The 18,584-nt window shown below is 41.3% G+C and carries 23 protein-coding genes and 1 tRNA gene; 16 read left to right on the top strand and 8 right to left on the bottom strand.

Going from position 1 to position 18,584, the window contains the following annotated elements; all coding sequences use genetic code 11:
* Window positions 1-5: 5 nt before the first annotated feature.
* The 4 genes from LLW17_RS18045 (at window position 6) to LLW17_RS18030 (ending at window position 2,862) form a co-directional block, all read left to right on the top strand.
* Window positions 6-518 (top strand): SRPBCC family protein, encoded by a 513-nt coding sequence (locus LLW17_RS18045; protein ID WP_228231688.1) that lies wholly within the window; start codon window positions 6-8, stop codon window positions 516-518.
* 5 nt (window positions 519-523) lie between these two features.
* Window positions 524-1,222, top strand: a complete 699-nt coding sequence (locus LLW17_RS18040; RefSeq protein ID WP_228231687.1) for an SDR family NAD(P)-dependent oxidoreductase — start codon at window positions 524-526, stop codon at window positions 1,220-1,222.
* A gap of 52 nt (window positions 1,223-1,274) precedes the next feature.
* A complete protein-coding gene (locus LLW17_RS18035) occupies window positions 1,275-2,579 on the top strand; it encodes a cryptochrome/photolyase family protein (RefSeq protein WP_228231686.1) in 1,305 nt (434 codons plus the stop codon).
* Between the two features lie 85 nt (window positions 2,580-2,664).
* Window positions 2,665-2,862: a hypothetical protein gene (locus tag LLW17_RS18030; RefSeq protein ID WP_228231685.1), complete on the top strand. Its 198-nt coding sequence runs from the start codon at window positions 2,665-2,667 to the stop codon at window positions 2,860-2,862.
* 32 nt (window positions 2,863-2,894) lie between these two features.
* Here the strand turns inward: LLW17_RS18030 and LLW17_RS18025 are convergent, their stop codons facing one another.
* Genes LLW17_RS18025 through LLW17_RS18015 form a run of 3 tightly spaced genes read right to left on the bottom strand, consistent with a single transcriptional unit; the run spans window position 2,895 to window position 4,617 of the window.
* Entirely contained in the window at window positions 2,895-3,650 is a 756-nt protein-coding gene (locus LLW17_RS18025; RefSeq protein ID WP_228231684.1) for a class I SAM-dependent methyltransferase, read from the bottom strand.
* A gap of 3 nt (window positions 3,651-3,653) precedes the next feature.
* On the bottom strand, window positions 3,654-4,340 hold the full coding sequence (locus LLW17_RS18020) for an ATP-binding cassette domain-containing protein (RefSeq protein WP_228231683.1): 687 nt from the start codon (window positions 4,338-4,340) through the stop codon (window positions 3,654-3,656).
* On the bottom strand, window positions 4,321-4,617 hold the full coding sequence (locus LLW17_RS18015; protein WP_228231682.1) for a hypothetical protein: 297 nt from the start codon (window positions 4,615-4,617) through the stop codon (window positions 4,321-4,323). The genes LLW17_RS18020 and LLW17_RS18015 overlap by 20 nt, the downstream gene beginning before the upstream one ends.
* Before the next feature lie 132 nt (window positions 4,618-4,749).
* Here LLW17_RS18015 and LLW17_RS18010 point away from each other — a divergent pair, with 132 nt between their 5' ends.
* On the top strand, window positions 4,750-5,271 hold the full coding sequence (locus LLW17_RS18010) for a 5' nucleotidase, NT5C type (protein WP_228231681.1): 522 nt from the start codon (window positions 4,750-4,752) through the stop codon (window positions 5,269-5,271).
* 108 nt (window positions 5,272-5,379) lie between these two features.
* Here the strand turns inward: LLW17_RS18010 and murA are convergent, their stop codons facing one another.
* The 3 genes from murA to LLW17_RS17995 all read right to left on the bottom strand — a co-directional run bounded on the left by murA (window position 5,380) and on the right by LLW17_RS17995 (window position 7,840).
* Complete coding sequence (gene murA, locus LLW17_RS18005; protein ID WP_228231680.1) at window positions 5,380-6,693, bottom strand: UDP-N-acetylglucosamine 1-carboxyvinyltransferase; 1,314 nt, start codon at window positions 6,691-6,693, stop codon at window positions 5,380-5,382.
* Between the two features lie 19 nt (window positions 6,694-6,712).
* Complete coding sequence (locus LLW17_RS18000) at window positions 6,713-7,357, bottom strand: DUF4290 domain-containing protein (protein ID WP_228231679.1); 645 nt, start codon at window positions 7,355-7,357, stop codon at window positions 6,713-6,715.
* Window positions 7,358-7,546: 189 nt separating this feature from the next.
* Window positions 7,547-7,840: a DUF493 family protein gene (locus LLW17_RS17995; RefSeq protein WP_228231678.1), complete on the bottom strand. Its 294-nt coding sequence runs from the start codon at window positions 7,838-7,840 to the stop codon at window positions 7,547-7,549.
* Window positions 7,841-7,981: 141 nt separating this feature from the next.
* On the opposite strand from LLW17_RS17995, the gene LLW17_RS17990 reads away from it, so the two are divergent.
* The 5 genes from LLW17_RS17990 to LLW17_RS17970 all read left to right on the top strand — a co-directional run bounded on the left by LLW17_RS17990 (window position 7,982) and on the right by LLW17_RS17970 (window position 12,508).
* On the top strand, window positions 7,982-8,521 hold the full coding sequence (locus tag LLW17_RS17990; RefSeq protein WP_228231677.1) for an AAA family ATPase: 540 nt from the start codon (window positions 7,982-7,984) through the stop codon (window positions 8,519-8,521).
* Window positions 8,518-10,422 (top strand): RecQ family ATP-dependent DNA helicase, encoded by a 1,905-nt coding sequence (locus LLW17_RS17985; protein ID WP_228231676.1) that lies wholly within the window; start codon window positions 8,518-8,520, stop codon window positions 10,420-10,422. Before LLW17_RS17990 ends, LLW17_RS17985 begins: the two co-directional genes overlap by 4 nt.
* A complete protein-coding gene (gene fmt / locus LLW17_RS17980; protein ID WP_228231675.1) occupies window positions 10,419-11,375 on the top strand; it encodes a methionyl-tRNA formyltransferase in 957 nt (318 codons plus the stop codon). The genes LLW17_RS17985 and fmt overlap by 4 nt, the downstream gene beginning before the upstream one ends.
* A gap of 188 nt (window positions 11,376-11,563) precedes the next feature.
* Window positions 11,564-11,836 (top strand): HU family DNA-binding protein, encoded by a 273-nt coding sequence (locus tag LLW17_RS17975; protein ID WP_099646430.1) that lies wholly within the window; start codon window positions 11,564-11,566, stop codon window positions 11,834-11,836.
* A gap of 111 nt (window positions 11,837-11,947) precedes the next feature.
* Window positions 11,948-12,508, top strand: a complete 561-nt coding sequence (locus LLW17_RS17970) for a YqgE/AlgH family protein (protein ID WP_228231674.1) — start codon at window positions 11,948-11,950, stop codon at window positions 12,506-12,508.
* On the opposite strand, the gene LLW17_RS17965 is transcribed toward LLW17_RS17970, so the two are convergent.
* Entirely contained in the window at window positions 12,509-13,351 is an 843-nt protein-coding gene (locus LLW17_RS17965; protein ID WP_228231706.1) for an aminotransferase class IV, read from the bottom strand.
* 53 nt (window positions 13,352-13,404) lie between these two features.
* The gene (locus tag LLW17_RS17960; RefSeq protein WP_228231705.1) at window positions 13,405-13,797 is read right to left on the bottom strand and encodes an START-like domain-containing protein; all 393 of its coding nucleotides are present in this window, start codon (window positions 13,795-13,797) and stop codon (window positions 13,405-13,407) included.
* Between the two features lie 569 nt (window positions 13,798-14,366).
* Here LLW17_RS17960 and LLW17_RS17955 point away from each other — a divergent pair.
* The 6 genes from LLW17_RS17955 to LLW17_RS17930 all read left to right on the top strand — a co-directional run bounded on the left by LLW17_RS17955 (window position 14,367) and on the right by LLW17_RS17930 (window position 18,409).
* A tRNA-Met gene (locus LLW17_RS17955) sits at window positions 14,367-14,440 on the top strand.
* Window positions 14,441-14,945: 505 nt separating this feature from the next.
* Window positions 14,946-15,230, top strand: coding sequence for a helix-turn-helix domain-containing protein (locus tag LLW17_RS17950; protein WP_228231673.1), 285 nt, complete (start codon window positions 14,946-14,948; stop codon window positions 15,228-15,230).
* Window positions 15,231-15,248: 18 nt separating this feature from the next.
* Window positions 15,249-16,427 (top strand): virulence-associated E family protein, encoded by a 1,179-nt coding sequence (locus tag LLW17_RS17945; protein ID WP_228231672.1) that lies wholly within the window; start codon window positions 15,249-15,251, stop codon window positions 16,425-16,427.
* A 241-nt stretch (window positions 16,428-16,668) separates the two neighbouring features.
* Complete coding sequence (locus LLW17_RS17940; protein ID WP_228231671.1) at window positions 16,669-17,523, top strand: DUF8464 domain-containing protein; 855 nt, start codon at window positions 16,669-16,671, stop codon at window positions 17,521-17,523.
* Window positions 17,524-17,612: 89 nt separating this feature from the next.
* On the top strand, window positions 17,613-17,909 hold the full coding sequence (mbpA, locus tag LLW17_RS17935) for a mobilization protein MbpA (RefSeq protein ID WP_228231670.1): 297 nt from the start codon (window positions 17,613-17,615) through the stop codon (window positions 17,907-17,909).
* Window positions 17,906-18,409, top strand: coding sequence for a relaxase/mobilization nuclease domain-containing protein (locus LLW17_RS17930; protein ID WP_228231669.1), 504 nt, complete (start codon window positions 17,906-17,908; stop codon window positions 18,407-18,409). Before mbpA ends, LLW17_RS17930 begins: the two co-directional genes overlap by 4 nt.
* Window positions 18,410-18,584 lie beyond the last annotated feature (175 nt).

The following is an 18,584-nucleotide window of genomic DNA, read 5'->3' as shown; positions in this document are numbered from 1 at the left end:
GCTTTATGAAAATTTATACACTTCACGAAAAACAAAAACTTCCCATAACTCTTAAAGAGGCCTGGGATTTTTTATCAAATCCCGCTAATTTAAAAACCATCACGCCAGACTATATGGGTTTTGAGATCCAGTCGGGTGCTGACCGGCCTATGTATGCGGGACAACTCATACAATACATCGTTACGCCTATAGCCGGTATTAAAACCAAATGGGTGACAGAGATTACCCATGTACAGCATTTAGAATTTTTTGTAGACGAGCAGCGCTTTGGGCCTTATGCGCTTTGGCACCATAAGCATTTTATCAAAGAAATTCCGGGTGGTGTGGAGATGGAAGATATTGTAGATTATAAATTACCTATGGGTATTCTGGGTCAATGGGCGCATCCTTTTCTGGTAAAACCCAAGCTTCAGGAAATATTTGAACACCGAAAGAAAAAATTGACAGAACTTTTTGGCACCTATTCTGAAAAAATCAATACTGAAGACGGAATAACCCGGCACGACATTTTAAACTAAATCCTATGAAAAAGAATATTTTACTTATTGGCGGTTCGCACGGAATTGGCCGTGCTATCGTTGAACACCTGCAAAATGACCACAATCTTTTTGTGGCTTCACGAACCAGCGATGAACTGGGCGATGCAGATGTTACACACATCGAATATGATGTTAACAGCGGAAGCCTGGACACAGCAGCACTACCGGAAACTCTGGATGGCTTTGTCTACTGCCCGGGCACCATAAATCTTAAGCCTTTTAAAATGCTGAGCGAAGAAACCTTTGCAGAAGATATGCAGCTTAATTTCTTTGGTCTGGTTAAATCCCTAAAAACGGTCACAGATCGTCTTAAAAAATCAGAACAGGCCAGTCTGGTATTTTTCAGCACGGTGGCTGTAAAAATAGGTATGCCTTTTCATACCAGTGTGGCAGCTTCAAAAGGTGCTATTGAGGGCTTTGCAAAAGCTCTTGCGGCAGAGTACGCACCGGCTTTTCGCGTAAATGTTATTGCACCATCCCTTACCGATACACCATTAGCCGAAAAACTTTTGGGCAACGATAAAAAACGCGAGAAGATGGATGAACGCCATCCTTTAAAACGCGTGGGTACAGCCGATGATATCGCTAGGGTAGCCAGCTTTTTATTAAGCGATGACAGCAGCTGGGTTACCGGTCAGGTACTGGGTATAGATGGCGGTATGTCTACCCTGAATGTAAATTAAGTCGAGGTCCCTAAACCCGATTGACCAACCTAACCAACCGATATTAACAAGCATGAGTACAGTAAACATATTTTGGTTCCGAAGAGATCTGAGATTGGATGACAATGTGGGCTTCCTGGAAGCTTTAAAAGGTAATCATCCGGTTTTACCTCTTTTCATTTTTGATAAGGAAATTCTTGACAAACTCCCGGAAGATGATGCCCGGGTGACTTTCATTTTTGAAACACTCCAAAAAATGCGAAATACGTTGCAGGATGAACACGGCAGTTCGCTGGCGATGTACTATGGCAAACCGACAGATATTTGGAAACAAATACTGAAAGAGTTCACGGTTAACAGCGTGTTTACCAATAGAGATTATGAACCCTATGCGAAAGAACGCGATGAAGCCATTGAGAAATTACTGAAAGACCATGAAATCGAATTCAAAACTTTTAAAGATCAGGTGATCTTTGAAAAAGATGAAGTCGTTAAAAACGATGGTGATCCCTATATCGTGTATACGCCATATAAAAATAAATGGAAGGAACGCTTCGATGCAGATGCGCATTTAAAAATACATTATACGAGTCAGCACCTGGATAATTTAATCGAAAACAGTCGGTTGCCGAATCTCAGCTTAAGCGATATGGGCTTTAAGAAATCAAGCCTTGAGGTGCCCGATTACGATGTTACCCCTACCCTGATTCAAAATTATGAAGACACCCGAAACTTTCCGGCTCAGGAAGGTACTTCGCGCCTGGGACCGCATCTGCGATTTGGAACCGTGAGTATACGTAAAATGGTGAAGAAAGCCATTGCGGAGAAAAACGAAGTGTTTTGGAGTGAACTGATCTGGCGGGAGTTTTTTATGCAAATTCTTTATCACTATCCCGAGACGGTAGACAATGCTTTTTATAAAAAATACGACCGTATTGAATGGCGCAATAATGAAGACGAATTTGAAAAGTGGAAAAAAGGCGAAACCGGTTTTCTGCTGGTAGACGCCGGCATGCGCCAACTCAACAAAACCGGATATATGCACAACCGGGTGCGTATGCTGGTAGCAAGCTTTTTATGCAAACATTTATTGATTGACTGGCGCTGGGGCGAAGCCTATTTTGCCGAAAAATTACTGGACTATGAGCAGGCCAGCAACGTTGGCAACTGGCAATGGGCAGCCGGCAGCGGTGTAGATGCAGCACCCTATTTTCGCATATTTAACCCGATGACGCAGGTAGATAAATTTGACAAAGACAAAAAATACATCAAAGCCTTTGTACCCGAATACGATACAGACGATTATCCCGATAAGATGGTAGACCATAAAGAAGCCCGTGAGCGTTGCCTTGAAACCTATAAAGCTGCGGTTTCTTAAAACCTGCTAAAGTTCTTCTAAGCTTTACTTAATGAGTGCGGTATGTTCTTTGCAGCTTTATAACTTTACAGATAAAGAAAAAGTTATGAGAAAATTGATCTTGATACTGAGTATGGGTGCATTTCTAATGACCGGTATATCGTGCTCCAGCACCTATGGAGTGAACCGCTCTAACGGAAAAAACGCCGCCCCCGGTCAGGTAAAGAAATACTACGGAGCCCAAAGTGCTAAAGCTTTCGCTCCCGGCCAGCAAAAGAAACGCAAGAAAAATAAGAAGAACTAATATGTTTCATACCTACAATACGATCCCGGCTATCAGGTCGGGATTTTTATTTTAGGCAGTTTTCCAACCCGCAGTACTAACGGAAATTCAAACATTCTGTATGCATCAGGTCCCCAGTTTTCCTTTGCTGCTTCAGCTATTAAAGCCATTGGATTTGAATGATGCTCCTTTTCATAATGTTTTACTGCAGACCAGGTATTGAGATAATTAAGAAGTTGGTCCTGCGTCCAGCTTACCTGCATTTGGAGCTTCGGCAGTTCTACTTCTTCAAACGGAAACGGAATACTTTGATAGTTCTCATCCAGATACCTACGCTCGGGATCCCAATACTCATTAATTATTACAGTATAAAAATGCTGAATGACCTCATTGAGTTTTCCCCCGGTTTCTAAGACGGAATAGCCAATCACTGCCAAAATACCTTTCGGTTTTAAATGCCGGTAAACCTGTTTGTAAAACGTTTCAAAATCAAACCAGTGAATCGCCTGTGCCACGGTTATTAAATCAAATTGCTCATTCGCATCAAAATCTTCCTCGGCAGTTTGCACGCGATAATCAATGTTAGGCATTTTATGGGCCTGCTCCAGTTGTTGTGCGCTAAGATCTGTGGCTAAAACCCGTTCAAAATGTTGAGCCAAAACAGCCGCTACCTGCCCGTTGCCCGTCGCAACATCCCAGGCCGCATCAGTATTCTTTAATAAACTAAAAAGATGTTTATATAATACCTCAGGATAAACAGGGCGGTATTTTGCATAGTCCGCAGCGTGGTTTGAAAAATTATCTTTCATCGTTTAATAAATAGATCGTAAATATCCGGCCTGTATCAATTCTTCCGGTTGTGTAATGGAAGTCAGCTTACCGCTTGTCAACACCATTTTTCGATCTGATAATTGCCAGACATCCTGATAATAATGATCGGTTACCAAAATGCCCTTTTTAGTTTTAAGCGAAATCAAAAACTCGTGAATTAAATCTTTAAACAGGGGTTCTACCATCGAAAAGGGTTCGTCGAGCAGCAAAAAGGGATGGTCCAGATTACCAATAAGCAGTACTTCCAGATAGCGCCGTTCACCCATGGAGAGTTCCCCTACTTTGCTACCTGCAATTTTGGGCATACGCGGTGCCTGAAACACCAGATCCTGCTCCTGCCCCTTAAGGTATTGCGGAATGATATCCCAAACTTTTACACGCTGCGGCAGAAAACTGAATTGCGGCAGATATCCTATTTGCTGACTTTCAATAATTCGGGATTTATGCCAAATAGTCTTACGAACCGGATAGTAGCGCTCATTAACTTTAAGCACACCTGCTTCAGCAGTTTGGGTACCAAAAAGGATTTTTAAAAGTGTACTCTTTCCGGAACCATTTCGCCCAAAAACTCCCAGAATTTCACCGGTTTGCAACTCAAAATCCACCTCATTGAGAAGTGATTTGGCACCGAAGCTTTTCTGTATAGAACTAACCTTTAAGAGCGCCAAAACCAATCAGTTTTAAGATTAAAAAAACAACAAGCAGCAACACGGGACTCACTAAAAAATTAACCACCCAGGTCCTTACGATTAAATAGCGCCTGGTAAAGCCGCGGTTGTAATAGCCGTAAAACTCGTGCCTGTGAAAATAATTATACATCAGCAAACCCACCGGCGTCCCAATAATGCCAAATACAAACACAGCCCCATACAAACCCGCCAGCGGTATGCTGACCAAAGCGAAAAGCAGTGCATAAAAGGTAATATCCTTATAAAATTTGAACATGGAGTTAACTGGGATTTTAAAAATACCCAATTTCAGATGCATATAAGGGCTTGCGGAAGGTTTTTTAAGGAGAATTTAAAATGGTTTTCAATTCAAAAATGTATTTTGGCAGCTTACCTAAACTCTAAAATTATGACCCTATTTGTAGATATGGACGAGGTGATTGCAGATACGTATCAGGCGCACATCGATTTGTACAACAACAAATACAACGCAAACCTTAAAAAAGAAGATTGCTTGGGCTCTGAAGTCTGGCAAATGGTTCCAAAAGAGCATCAACACTACGTACGCAATCATGCCAACGAACGCGGGTTTTTTATTGATCTTGAAGTGATGAAAGACAGTCAGGAAGTATTGCGCGCCCTGCAGGATAAATACGAAGTGTACATCGCCTCGGCCGCGATGCAGTTTAAAACCAGTCTTGAAGAAAAAGCCGACTGGCTTGATGCCCACTTTCCGTTTATTCCGTGGCAAAACCGAATCCTGTGCGGACATAAACACATCTTAAAGGGAGATATTTTAATCGATGACCGCTCTTACAATCTGCAGGCATTTGACGGACGTGGCATACAATTTACTTCACCGCATAATGTACACACCACAGGTTTTGACCGTGCAGATACCTGGGAAGCTATTGCGAAGATGTTGTTGTAAAACGCTCATTCTTCAAAGAATACCAAATTTTCCCGTACCGCTTAAGCATAAAAAAAACCTCACCCGTTTAAGAAACCGGTGAGGTTTATGTTTTAAACCAACAGGCTATTAGGTAGTACGTATGATTTTGGCACCAATGGCGCGTAAACGCTCATCGATGTTTTCATAACCGCGATCAATCTGCTCGATGTTGTGAATAGTCGAAGTTCCTTTGGCACTCAATGCAGCGATTAAAAGCGAAATACCGGCCCGGATATCAGGCGAGGTCATTGTAGTTGCTTTTAAGGTTGACTTGAAGTTGTGACCAATTACAGTAGCACGGTGGGGATCACACAAAATGATTTTGGCCCCCATATCAATAAGTTTATCTACAAAGAACAAACGGCTTTCAAACATCTTTTGATGTATGAGCACTTCTCCTTTAGCCTGTGTTGCCACCACGAGCACGATACTCAGCAGGTCGGGCGTAAAACCGGGCCAGGGTGCGTCACTAATGGTCATAAACGAGCCGTCTATAAAAGTTTCGATCTCGTATCCGTCTTTATGTGCCGGGATATAAATATCATCGCCTTTTTTCTCCAAGGTAATCCCAAGCTTTCTAAACGTTGCGGGAATAAGACCCAGATCGTTCCAGCTCACATTTTTAATGGTGATCTCACTGCGGGTCATTGCTGCAAGACCTATCCAGGAACCAATTTCGATCATATCGGGCAGAATGGTGTGCTCGCAACCCGTTAAGCTTTCTACGCCTTCGATCTTAAGCATATTTGAGCCAATGCCACTTATCTTGGCGCCCATCTTGTTAAGCATCTTACACAACTGCTGTAAATAAGGTTCGCAAGCGGCGTTGTAGATGGTGGTTTCGCCTATGGCCATAACCGCAGCCATAAGGATGTTTGCCGTACCGGTTACCGAAGCTTCATCGAGCAGCATAAATGTACCACGCAAGCCTTCGGGAGCTTCCACTCCATAAAAACGTTCTTCTTTGTTGTAGCGGAATTTCGCCCCAAGCTTAATCATTCCCTCAAAGTGGGTATCCAGACGGCGGCGACCTATTTTATCACCCCCGGGACGTGGGATATAACCCTTGCCAAAACGGGCAAGTAAAGGGCCCACGACCATAATTGAACCGCGCAAACCACCTCCTTCTTTTTTAAAGCGTTCGCTCTCGAGGTATTCCAGGTTTAGAGCGTCACTCTTAAATGAGTATTTGCCTTTACCCAGTTTTTGGATTTTTACACCCAAATTACTCAGGATATCAATGAGCTTGTTTACGTCAACGATATCGGGTATGTTGTTTATAATGACTTCGTCAGGAGTTAGCAATACGGCACAAAGTATCTGTAAAGCTTCATTTTTTGCGCCTTGCGGCTGGATGGATCCTTTAAGCTGATGCCCTCCTTCTATCTGAAATGTTCCCATGTAATTGTAATACTAGAAATTAGTAACGCTTTTTACCGCGTCCTGATTTTTTTCGGTAGTTAGACTTACCGGAATTGGATTTGCCCGTTTTTTTGCTGCGCATCAGTTTTTGCGCTTCCTTAAGGTCTTCGTCTTTTTTAGCCAGATTGATTTGCCCGTCACTGAGTTCAAACAAGTGCTTAAAGATTACTTCGTCATCAACGGTATCTTTATTCCAGTTGAGGAAGCACTTTTTCATATGATTGGCGATGGTAAACTCAAGCGCTTCGCGTTTTTGTCCTTTATCCCATTGTACCGCAACATCAATCATACGCTTGATATTGTTACCGTAAAAACGGTATTTAGGATGGTTTTGCGGGTAATCTAAAGGCTCAGGACGCTCTTCGAGTTTTTCACGGGAAGGTTTCCCATAAGGAGAAACCACATCCAGTTTAAAATCACTGATGATAAACAGCTGATCCCAAAGCTTGTGCTGAAAATCGGGCACATCCCGCAGGTGTGGTTGTAAATTACCCATTACAGCGATGATGCTTCGGGCAATGATGTTGCGTTTTTTCTCGTCTTCTTCGGCTATTGCCTGATTGACCATTTTTTGCAGATGGCGGCCATATTCAGGGATAATGAGCTGTTCGCGCTCAGTATTGTATTCTAATTGATCTATCAATTGTAAAATTTTAAATGAATTTCTTCGGAGGTAATCCCACAAACTCTAAAAGTCTTCGCATTTTGTTACGTGGTAAGCCACCGGGCAATCTATCTCGATAATCGAGTGAAGTATGTTTCCGCAGGAAAACATTTGGCAAAGTACTAAAAATTGTCTAAAAGCCCACAAGGAGCATCAATTTTAGCCTTCTTATAACGAAATAACTCCTTCTACGACCGAAACTTCCTTATACTTGGCGATTACAGCATCGGGATTTTCCATTTTCACGTGAATAGACACACTGGTATACGTGCCTTTGCTGGAAGCTTTGGTATTGATTACTGCCCCCATATTATCAAAAATAGCCTCAATCTCTGCAATTTTCTGACTATCTGAAGGTACGATGAATTTATACAAATAATCCAAAGGCCATTTTGCGGTGGTCTCTTCTAATCTTCCTTTTAATTTTGCGTAAAACTCTTCCGGATTTTGTTCGGTGCTCATAGCCTGATTTTAGGCTGCAAAGATACCATTCTCATCCTAATTTTAGAATCGAAAGCTATTTGAGTATTTTTACCGGCATTTGTACAGTACAAAGCTTTTATTTGTGCTTCCTGTTTGCTCAAAATTCTAAATCCTAAAAATTTGATACCACAACGCATCGTGTTGATCGGCGGGCCGGGTACCGGCAAGACCACTCTTTTAAATGCTCTCAAAAGCATGGGATACCATTGCCTTGAGGAGGTTTCCCGCCAGGTTACTCTGGCTGCCCAGCAAGAAGGGATTGAACAGCTGTTTTTAACGGAGCCCCTGCTTTTTAGCGATAAATTGCTCGAAAGCCGCATTGCGCAGTATTTTGAAGCTGCAAAAATCAAGGCCAATTTTGTATTTATCGACCGCGGCATACCCGATGTAAGCGCGTATATGGATTTTATAGGTCAAAATTACCCGGAGCGTTTTACGAAGGCTAACACTACCTACGTGTATGACCGGGTTTTTGCGCTACCCGTTTGGGAAGAAATCTATGAGACCGATAATGAACGTTATGAAAGCCTTGAGGAAGCCCAAAAAATACAGAAAGAACTTCTCAATACCTACACAAGTCTGGGCTATGACTGTGTCGAGGTTCCTAAGACATCGGTAGAAAATCGCGTAAATTTTATTTTACAACAACTCAACCCATGAACCTACGCCCCCTCGATCTACTCAAATCCTACTGGGGTTACGATTCGTTTAGGCCCGGTCAGCAAGAGCTGATTGATGCGGTGCTCGAGGGACGCGATACCTTTGCCCTGTTGCCTACCGGTGGCGGAAAATCGGTTTGTTATCAAATTCCCGCTTTGCTGAAGCCCGGTATAAGCCTGGTGATCTCGCCCCTGCTCTCTTTGATGCGCGATCAGGTAATGCAGTTGCAAAAACGCAACATCAAGGCCCTTTACATTCCCGGCGGAATACCCTATCATGAACTCGACACCTTGCTCGACAATTGCATCTACGGGAATTACAAACTGCTTTACCTCTCTCCCGAACGTTTACAAAACGAACTGGTGCTGGAGCGCATCAAGCAGATGAATGTATCGCTAATCGCTATTGACGAGGCGCACTGCATTTCGCAATGGGGGCACGATTTCAGACCGGCCTATCGTATGATTTCACGCTTTCGCGAAAGCCTTCCCGATGTAAATTGCATTGCACTTACTGCAACGGCAACAGGAAAGGTACAGGAAGATATTATAGAACAATTGCAGCTCAATGAACCCGCTGTATTTAAAAACTCGTTTGAGCGGAAGAATCTGGCTTACCGCGTTTTGTGGGAAGAAGATAAACGCAACAGGCTGGTACAACTCTTTAAACACGTTAGCGGAAGCGGTATCGTCTATGTTCGCAGCCGTAAAACCGCAATGGATTATGCGGCATTTTTGCATCAAAGCGGTGTTTCTGCACACTTTTATCACGGTGGTTTGAGCAGCGCAGAGCGACAAACCCGGTTTGAAGCCTGGTCTTCTAATAAGGTCCAGGTTATGGTAGCAACCAGTGCTTTTGGGATGGGAATTGATAAAGCCGATGTTTCTACGGTAGTGCACGTAGAGCTGCCCGAAAGTATGGAAAGCTATTTTCAGGAAGCGGGACGTGCGGGACGCAACGGAGAACCTGCCCGAAGCTTAATTTTCGTCAATCCTTCAGATGAGTCACGGCTGGCCAATCAATTTCTGAATGTGTTGCCTTCGGTCTCCTTTGTCAAAAAAGTGTACAAAAAGCTCAACAGCTTTTTTCAGGTTCCATACGGTGGCGGCGAGCAGGAAACCTTCCGCTTTGATTTCAGCTCGTTTTGCAAGACCTACGCCTTCAATACACTAATTACCTATAATGCCCTGCAGCTTTTAGACCGCAACAGCATCATCATACTTTCGCAGGAATTCTACCGCAAGGCAACCCTGCAATTAAATATTTCGCCTGTACAGCTCACCTATTACCTCATTCAGAATCCGGCTTTAGAAAGCGTCGTTAAAAGCGTGCTTAGAACCTATGCGGGTATTTACGACCAGCCTATGCCGGTAGACCATGTTTTGATTTCAAAAAAAGCAGGGGTCGCGCTGCCACAGGTACACGAGGCCTTTCTGCAACTGGAAAAAGATGAACTGGCTGTATACGATCATACGCAGTTTGATACCGCAATAACCTTTCTGGTACAGCGGGAAGATGATTTTAGCATCAATCCCATCGCTCCTGCGATCAAAGCTCAAAATACCCGTAAACTGAAACAGGTTCAGGCGATTTTAAGCTATGTGAAAAACAAGGAGGTTTGCCGTAGCAAACAATTGTTGGCCTATTTTGAAGAACATCAGAAAGAAGCCTGCGGAATCTGTGATGTATGCCGCTCCCGAAAAAAGCAATCTGCACAAACCGCAGCCCCCCGGTTAAAAGAACACCTGCTTTTGCTTCTGAGCAAACAGCAGTACACCTCCCGCGAACTGGCTGATGTATTGAAAGACCACGAGGAAAAAGACATCTTAAAAGCTTTAAAAGATTTATTGAATACCCATAAAATAAAACTCACCCCAACCAACCGATATACTATACTATGAAAAATTTACGAATTGTATTTATGGGCACGCCCGAATTTGCCGTGGCCGGTCTCCAGAAACTATTAGAACAGCAATATACCATTGCAGGTGTAATTACCGCTCCCGATCGTCCTGCGGGACGTGGTCAAAAGCTTCAGGAAAGCGCGGTAAAACAATTTGCCTTAAGCCATAACTTAAAGGTATTGCAACCTACAAATTTAAAAGACCCTTCTTTTTTAGAAGAATTGAAGTCGCTTAATGCCAACCTGCAAATCGTGGTGGCCTTTAGAATGCTGCCCGAAGCCGTGTGGAAAATGCCCGAATACGGCACGTTTAACCTGCACGCATCCCTCCTGCCCGATTACCGGGGTGCTGCACCTATAAACTGGGCGATTATAAATGGAGAGACCGAAACCGGCGTCACCACATTTTTTATCGACGAAAAGATTGATACCGGCGCCATCCTGCTTCAGGAGAAAACAAAAATCGAACCGGATGAAGATGCAGGCAGTCTGCACGATCGTCTGATGCATTTAGGAAGCAAACTTATTGTAGAGACCGTAAAGCAGATTGAAGCAGGTACCGCCAGAACCCAAAAACAGGCAGATCACAAAGAACTGAACACCGCTTACAAATTAAACCGGGACAATACCCGCATCGACTGGGACAAACCGGCTGAAACGATTTACAACCTGATTAGGGGTTTAAGCCCATATCCCGTAGCCTGGACGCTTTTTACAAACGGAGACGATAACGGGCAGCAGCTTAAAATCTACAAAGCTTCTTTGGAGGAAGCCCGTGAGAACGATCAAAAACAAATCGGTAAACTTATTGCTAATGGCGACAAACTGTATGTACCTTTAGAAAATGCCCGTTTAATGCTGGAAGAAATTCAGCTTCCGGGCAAGCGAAGAATGCCGGTAAAAGATTTATTAAATGGATTTAGTTTTTCTGAAAAGGCAAAAGTTATCTAAGACCGCATCAATACTAGGCTGGTTGAAATTTTGTTAAAATACGCAATCGTTATCAACAAAAAGTTAAAGTTATCAACATAATACCCGATTTCCAGCGCTATTGCTTGCGTGGATGAATTATCCGTCTAAATTTGTTTAAACAATAAACAAAAGTTTAACCGACAATTAATTTTTTAATTTTTTACATTATGAACAAATCAGATTTAATCGACGCAATGGCAGAAGATGCTGGTATTACTAAAGCAGCAGCTAAAAAAGCCTTAGAATCTTTCTTAGGAAATGTTGAGAAATCACTTAAAGGTGGTGACCGTGTTTCATTAGTAGGTTTTGGTTCTTGGTCTGTATCTAAACGTGCAGCTCGTGAAGGAAGAAACCCACAAACCGGAAAAACCATTCAAATAGCAGCTAAAAACGTAGTTAAGTTTAAAGCAGGTTCAGAATTATCTGATGCAGTAAACTAATCGTTCTGCCTATACAATTTAGAAAAGCCCTCTCGTGAGGGCTTTTTTTATGTATGTTATTTTTTTGTTAATATCAAAAAATAGCTTAGTTTAGAAGAAATTGTTTTCCCCATGACTACAAACAAACCACAAAAAGGCAACCTACTTATAGCTGAACCGGCGATCATCGGGGATATTTCATTTAACCGTTCGGTCATTTTGCTGGCCAATCATAACGAGGATGGCTCGGTAGGTTTTATACTCAACAAACCTCTTAATTTTACCTTAGATGAACTTATACCTGAAATAGAGGTAGAAATGCAGATCTACAACGGGGGCCCCGTAGAACAGGACAATTTGTATTTTATACACAAGGTCCCGGAGCTTATACCCGATAGTATTGAGATCAGCAGCGGCATTTACTGGGGAGGAAATTTTGACACCGTGATAGAGCTTATCTCTTCCAAAAAACTCTCTGAAGATCAGATTCGCTTTTTCCTGGGCTATTCCGGCTGGGACAGCGATCAGCTGGAGCACGAACTCAATGAAAATGCCTGGATCGTTGCCGAAAACAACTATCATAAGGAAATCATCAACAAATGCTTCCCGGATTTCTGGAAAGAGAAAATGGTTGAGCTGGGCGGTGAATACCTGATCTGGTCAAACGCACCCGAAAACCCCAGTTACAATTAACTAATTTGCCAGACGCACCTTAGCGTTGAGCTTACCCAGCAAATCTTTAGCAACTTTTGTATCGTAGGTTTTTTTGCGGTATTTGGTCACAGGCACAATACCCTGTATGGAATTGGTAATAAACAGTTCATCTGCCTTCTGAAGCTCAAATGGCGAGATTGAAGCTTCTTCAAGCGTATAAGTATCCAGCTTGCCCAAAATCTCGATCAACTGTTTACGAATGATGCCGCGCAGGCAACCGTCTGTAAGCGGTGGTGTTTTTATAGTAGTCCCTTTTACCAAAAAGAGATTTCCATTGAGGGCTTCGGCAACAGATTTATTGGTGTTTAAAAGCAGGCAATTTTGAAAACCGTTTTCCTCAGCAAAAATACTTCCGGTGACGTTGATTAACTTATTGGCCGTTTTTAATGTCGAAAGCAGATCTGCATTTAGATAATGATCTTTATACAGCTCTACTTCATAAGGCTTATCGCTTAAAACGTAAAAAGGCTGATCCAGTTCACCGGCCAGGGCATAATAAAAAACGCCGTTGTCTGTGGGAAGGTAAGTGCCTCCCTCATTTCGTATAACCGTAAGTCTAATTCTGGCGGGTTTTCCGGTTAATCCGCAGGCTTCAATTAAGCGCAGCAGTTCTTCCTGAAAATATTCGGGGGTATACTGCATGGGGATTTGCATGCGTAAAATACGCATTGAGGCCATCAGTCTAAAATAATGATCTTCCCAGAATACGATTTTATCACCCGAGTAGCGCAGGGTTTCAAATACTGCATCCCCGTAAAACATACCCCTGTTATTAGGCGAAAACTGTGGATTATCGGTAAGTGTTCCGTCAAAATTTACCATAAAAAAAGTCCCTTTTTTTAGAAGGGACAAATATACGTTTTATGTACTGCTTTCTAGTTAGAACCGATGATGTGTTTCAGTTCTGAGATCTGGTTTTCCCAGAACATCTTGCCTTCATCAATTTCATCAGGTTCGGCAAAGTCTGTAACGATCAGGGAAACATCTTTAGTGATCTCATCTACTTGGATGCGTAATTCAAAGAAATACAGGTTTTCATCTTCCACATCATCCATCCAACGGAATTTAATGCGCTCGTCGCTTTTTTTACCCAGCAGTTTTGCTTTCTCCTCACTCCCATTCCAAATAAAGGTATAGTACTCTCCACGAGAGTTTACATTATCTGCAAACCACTCAGACATACCTGAAGGTGAGGACATATATTGATATAATAAAGACGGTGAGGCCTGTATAGGGAACTCGATTTCAAATTTTACTTTTTCTTCCATGGTCATTTATTCGGTTGGGTTGCCAATATAAATATTAATTGTACAGTAAAAAAGATTAGGGGTATTTTTTTATTTTATCGATGCTTTCCAAAGGCTTCTTCGATGATTTACGAAAGAACCTACAATTAATACTACTACCAAATAAATTTTAATGATATGATCTAATATATTCTTTAGGCTTCTTTTTCTTCAGCATAGCAAAAGATCGCCGTTAAAAATTTTCGAAGCCCTGGAGAAAATTTAGGGGAGTTTTTGCGGTTTTGCCTGATAAGGCAAAAATGCCTAAGAAAAAGTGTCCTTTCTTTTGGTTCGTTTTCTTTGGACAAGCAAAGAAAATGAACAAAATACTATATCACACTAATCACATTCTTAATCGAAGTGTTTTCTATAGAACTCAAAGCGATTCTTATATCATAATAAGTTCAGAAACCTCTTACTAAAAGAAATTTCTTACAGATGTAGTTTTATTTAATAGCAAGGTGTTATTTTATAAATATCCTGCTTGCCAGCTAAACAAATGTTTTTATATTTGCACCCGCTTAGGGAAGGCCTGAGCACATTTACATTTTGGCGAGGTAGCTCAGCTGGTTAGAGCGTCGGATTCATAACCCGGAGGTCGGGGGATCGTGCCCCCCTCTCGCTACTTGATAATCAGGCAGTTACATTAATTTGTAGCTGCCTGACTCACTAAAGGTACAACATAGGTAAAACTTTAACATTTTTAACACTTCAAAAAGGCCTTTGTTTACCAATCTAAATTATTTATCTATAAATAATATTAAATAGAATAATCTAGAATTCGATTTCTTAAAAAAATCATTTTTAGTTCAATATCTATATTTAATCGTTCTGATAACCATCCCAAATGACAGCGAAATGCTGTTTTCGAACTCCTAATTTTAAATCAAAACAGTCTTTTCTTGTTAATAAGTCTTCAAAAGTTATTCTGTCTAATTTTATTTGATAAGAATTGGTATTAGAAAATTTTAATAATCCCTATAATTTATTTTCTATTCGATCATTCATTTGTAAATAACTACTTCCTTCAAAAAAGGTATTACATCGTCACCTTTTTTACTTTTAGTTCAGGAATTCAAACATAAACAGACAAAGCGCTTTGTTCTCTATTCACTTTAAAACCGAATACGATGAACAACATTAATTTAGACGAAAGGCTGGCACGCATTGAATCGCTATTACTAGCCAACAAAAAGGTACTCACCCTTGATGAAGCCTGTGACTATACAGGAATGTCTCGGAGCTATTTGTACAGATTAACTTCTTCAGGTATTATTCCGCACAGTAAGCCCAATGGTAAGCTTGTCTATTTTGAACGCGAAGCGCTTGAGCGGTGGTTATTACAGAACAAAAAGAACTGCGAAACCAGTTCTAAAGATTCTTCTACCTATTCAAAGAGTCCAAAAATTTCATAGACCCGTAAACCCAGAGCTATGGAAAACAATAAACTTTATCAGGTTAAGGATCCTAAAAAGAAGACCGTTTACGATTATGCCAGCGAATATCTGTTTGAGAAATACGATATCCTTTACAACGAAATCTCTCACGATTTTCAAATATCGCTGAAACAAAAAAAGCACTGGAGCTATCTAAACTTGAATTCGCTTATTATCGAACTGACCAAAGCAGGGATCGATATTAGTACTTCAAAGCTGGAGATTCTAATTAAATCCGAACTTATCGAAACCTATAATCCGATACGAGAATATTTTGAATCACTTCAGAGTTGGGATGGTCAGGATCATATCGAAAAGCTCGCTTCTTTCGTTCCCCTTTACGAGCACGAGGTATTTGTGTACCATTTTAAGAAATGGCTGGTTAGAGCTATCAAATGCGCTCTGGAGCCTGCTTATTTCAACAAGCAGGCCCTAATCATCAGCCATAGTGGTCAGAGTTCGGGTAAATCAACCTGGTGCCGCTACCTCTGCCCTCCTGAATTGGCAGAATATATGGCGGAAGATATCAATAGTGATAAAGATGCCCGTATTCAGCTCTGTAGAAACTTTCTCTACAATCTCGATGAACTGGCTGTACTTTCAAAAAATGATGTCAATGCACTCAAAGCTTTTTTCTCAAAAACCTTTATCAATGAACGCTTGCCTTATGACCGAAAGAACACCATTCTTCCACGCATTTGCTCTTTTGTGGGTTCGACCAATATGTCTTCCTTTTTAAATGATGAGACCGGTTCGGTACGCTGGCTCTGTTTTGAACTAATGGGACCTATAGACTTCAACTATAAAAAGGAAGTTGCTATTGCTGACGTTTGGAGCCAGGCTTATCATCTGGCCTATAGAGATCCAAACTTCAATCCGGAATTAACGGTAAAGGATGTGAATGAAAATGAAGAGCGCAATCAGAAGTACACTAAAATGACTACTGAACAGGAACTCATTGCGAAGTACTACGAAAAGTCTACCAATCAAAAGGATTTTGTGACGGCAACAGATATTATGCTCAGCCTTAATTGTCTGAATATACGCATCAGTCAGATCAATCTGGGACGCGCCCTCTCAGGATTTGGTTTTCAAAAAATCAAACATCCCAAACGTAGAATTTACGGCTATTTAGCAAAGCGAAAGTTTACAGAATCACCCTATGAATTAAGCTGATGAAAGAAAAAAGAGTAAATCCTCTTACCATCCTACCACAAATCTTTTAAGACCCTATAAACAGTAGGCTCATTTGTGGTAGGATCTTTAGAAATCATCTTACCACAATCCTACCCAACTTACCACAATTGTGTGGTAGGATGGGTAGGATGAAAAAGCAACCTACCCCGCTTCTCAAATCCCGTATTTACTGGGATGGGTAAGATGGTAGGATGTTTTGAGATTTTTAAACTAGTTACAGATGAAAAGAAAAAAACTATCGTGTGAAAGTGCCCGAAAAATTTCCATCGTTAAGGCGCTGGGATTTTTAGGACACCTTCCCACTCGCAATTCGGAAAAGGAAGCCTGGTTTCTGAGTCCCCTGCGGTCAGAAACTCAGGCATCCTTTAAAGTTTCCAAAATATTAAACTGCTGGTACGACCACGGAATCGGTAAAGGCGGAAACTGCATCGATATGGTTTGTGAACTCTCCAGGGTATCTGTCAGCGGTGCCTTAGAAATTCTAGCTCAGGTTAGTACCGGGAATGATAATAATATAATACGAGAGGAAAATAATTCAAAGGAATCTGGAATTGAAATTAAAAAGGTACAGTTCATCCAACATCCGGCTCTTTTACAGTATTTGAACAAACGAAAAATTAGCCGAACAGTAGCTAATACTTTTTGTAGGGAGGTTCACTATACAATTAATGATAAATACGGTTTTTCCATTGGACTCAAAAACAATTCTGCAGGTTGGGAACTTAGAAACACCTATTTCAAATCATCCAGCTCACCAAAAGATCTGACCTATATTAAAAATGAGTCTCAGCATTTAATAGTTCTGGAGGGAATGTTCGATCTCCTGTCACTCAATACGATCTATCCGAATCTTAAACGTGAAACTGATTTTCTGATCTTAAACTCCATTGCTTTTACGAATAAAGCACTTGTCCATTTTGATCAGTACAATGCTATTGAACTGTATCTAGATCAGGATAAAGCCGGTAGAAAAGCTACCGCATTCTTCCTGAATCAAAATCCCAATTGTATCGATAAATCTTCATTCTATAAAGCTGAAAAAGACTTAAATGACTGGCTGATGAAAACCGATTAAAAATGATTTCTGGGCATCAGGGCAAGATGTGTGGCTGTGGCCACAATCTTGCTTTGCTCCCGATGGTTGCAAAGAAAAATTAACAAACGATGAAACGAGCTCTTATCAAATTCAGATGTAGCGTGTATGAGAAAAAACTATTGCAGGTAAAAGCAAAAGCTGCAGGCTTAAGCCTGAGTACTTTTTGCAGAAAATGCCTGATGGATCAACAGATCACTGCGCGGATGAGCGAAGAGCATATCAATACCTATAAAATGTTGGTGAAGTATCACAATAACTTTAAACGCATTGGCAATATGTATAAAAAAGGAAATCCAAAGCTTAGTGAAGAAGTCAATCTGGTTGCTGCAGAAATCAAAAAGCACCTTAAAAGCATTATACCATGATCGGAAAAGGAAGTTCCATATCCAGTACTCTGGGAGCCATTCGCTACGGAAATAATCCTGAGAAGGAAGCTGAGCAAATATACAGTCATTTAATCGTTGGTGAAACTCCGGAAGAAATCACACAGGAGTTTAGAGCCGTACAACAACTCAATCAAAACTGTGAGCGCAACATCTTAAGCTTTATTCTAAGCCCTACAATAAAAGATGGCGCCAGTATGAGTAAGGAGGATTTGGCCCGTCTAACTAAAGTTTTTCTGGAACAAATGAAGTTAATAGAACACCAGGTGGTCGCTTTTGTGCATCGGGATAAGGAGCATACCCACGTGCACCTTTATGTAAACCGTATTGATTTAAATGGCAGGGCATACAATGACAGTTATATCGGAAAACAAAGCCAGCTGGCCGCAGAACGAACTGCCAGAGAACTGGGTATTCAAACTGTAAAAGAGGTGCAGTATGATAAAAGCGTTGCAATGAACAATATGCGAAGTGAAATATGAGCATCCCCCCATTTGTAGGGCAGTTTTCAGCTTAAATTAAGTTCCGGTTATATTGACTAAGCTGCTTTTTGTTGTTTGTTTAAATACTTTACCAGCGGTATTTCGTTTTCTATTCCCTGATGCCTTCTTTTTGTATTGTAATAACTAAAATACGTTTTTAATTGTTGGTATAGAT

Origin of the sequence: Leeuwenhoekiella parthenopeia, from assembly GCF_020782115.1 — a bacterium.
Taxonomy (GTDB): domain Bacteria; phylum Bacteroidota; class Bacteroidia; order Flavobacteriales; family Flavobacteriaceae; genus Leeuwenhoekiella; species Leeuwenhoekiella parthenopeia.
Note: the sequence above shows the minus strand (reverse complement) of the source record. Positions and strands in the feature narration are given on the sequence as shown.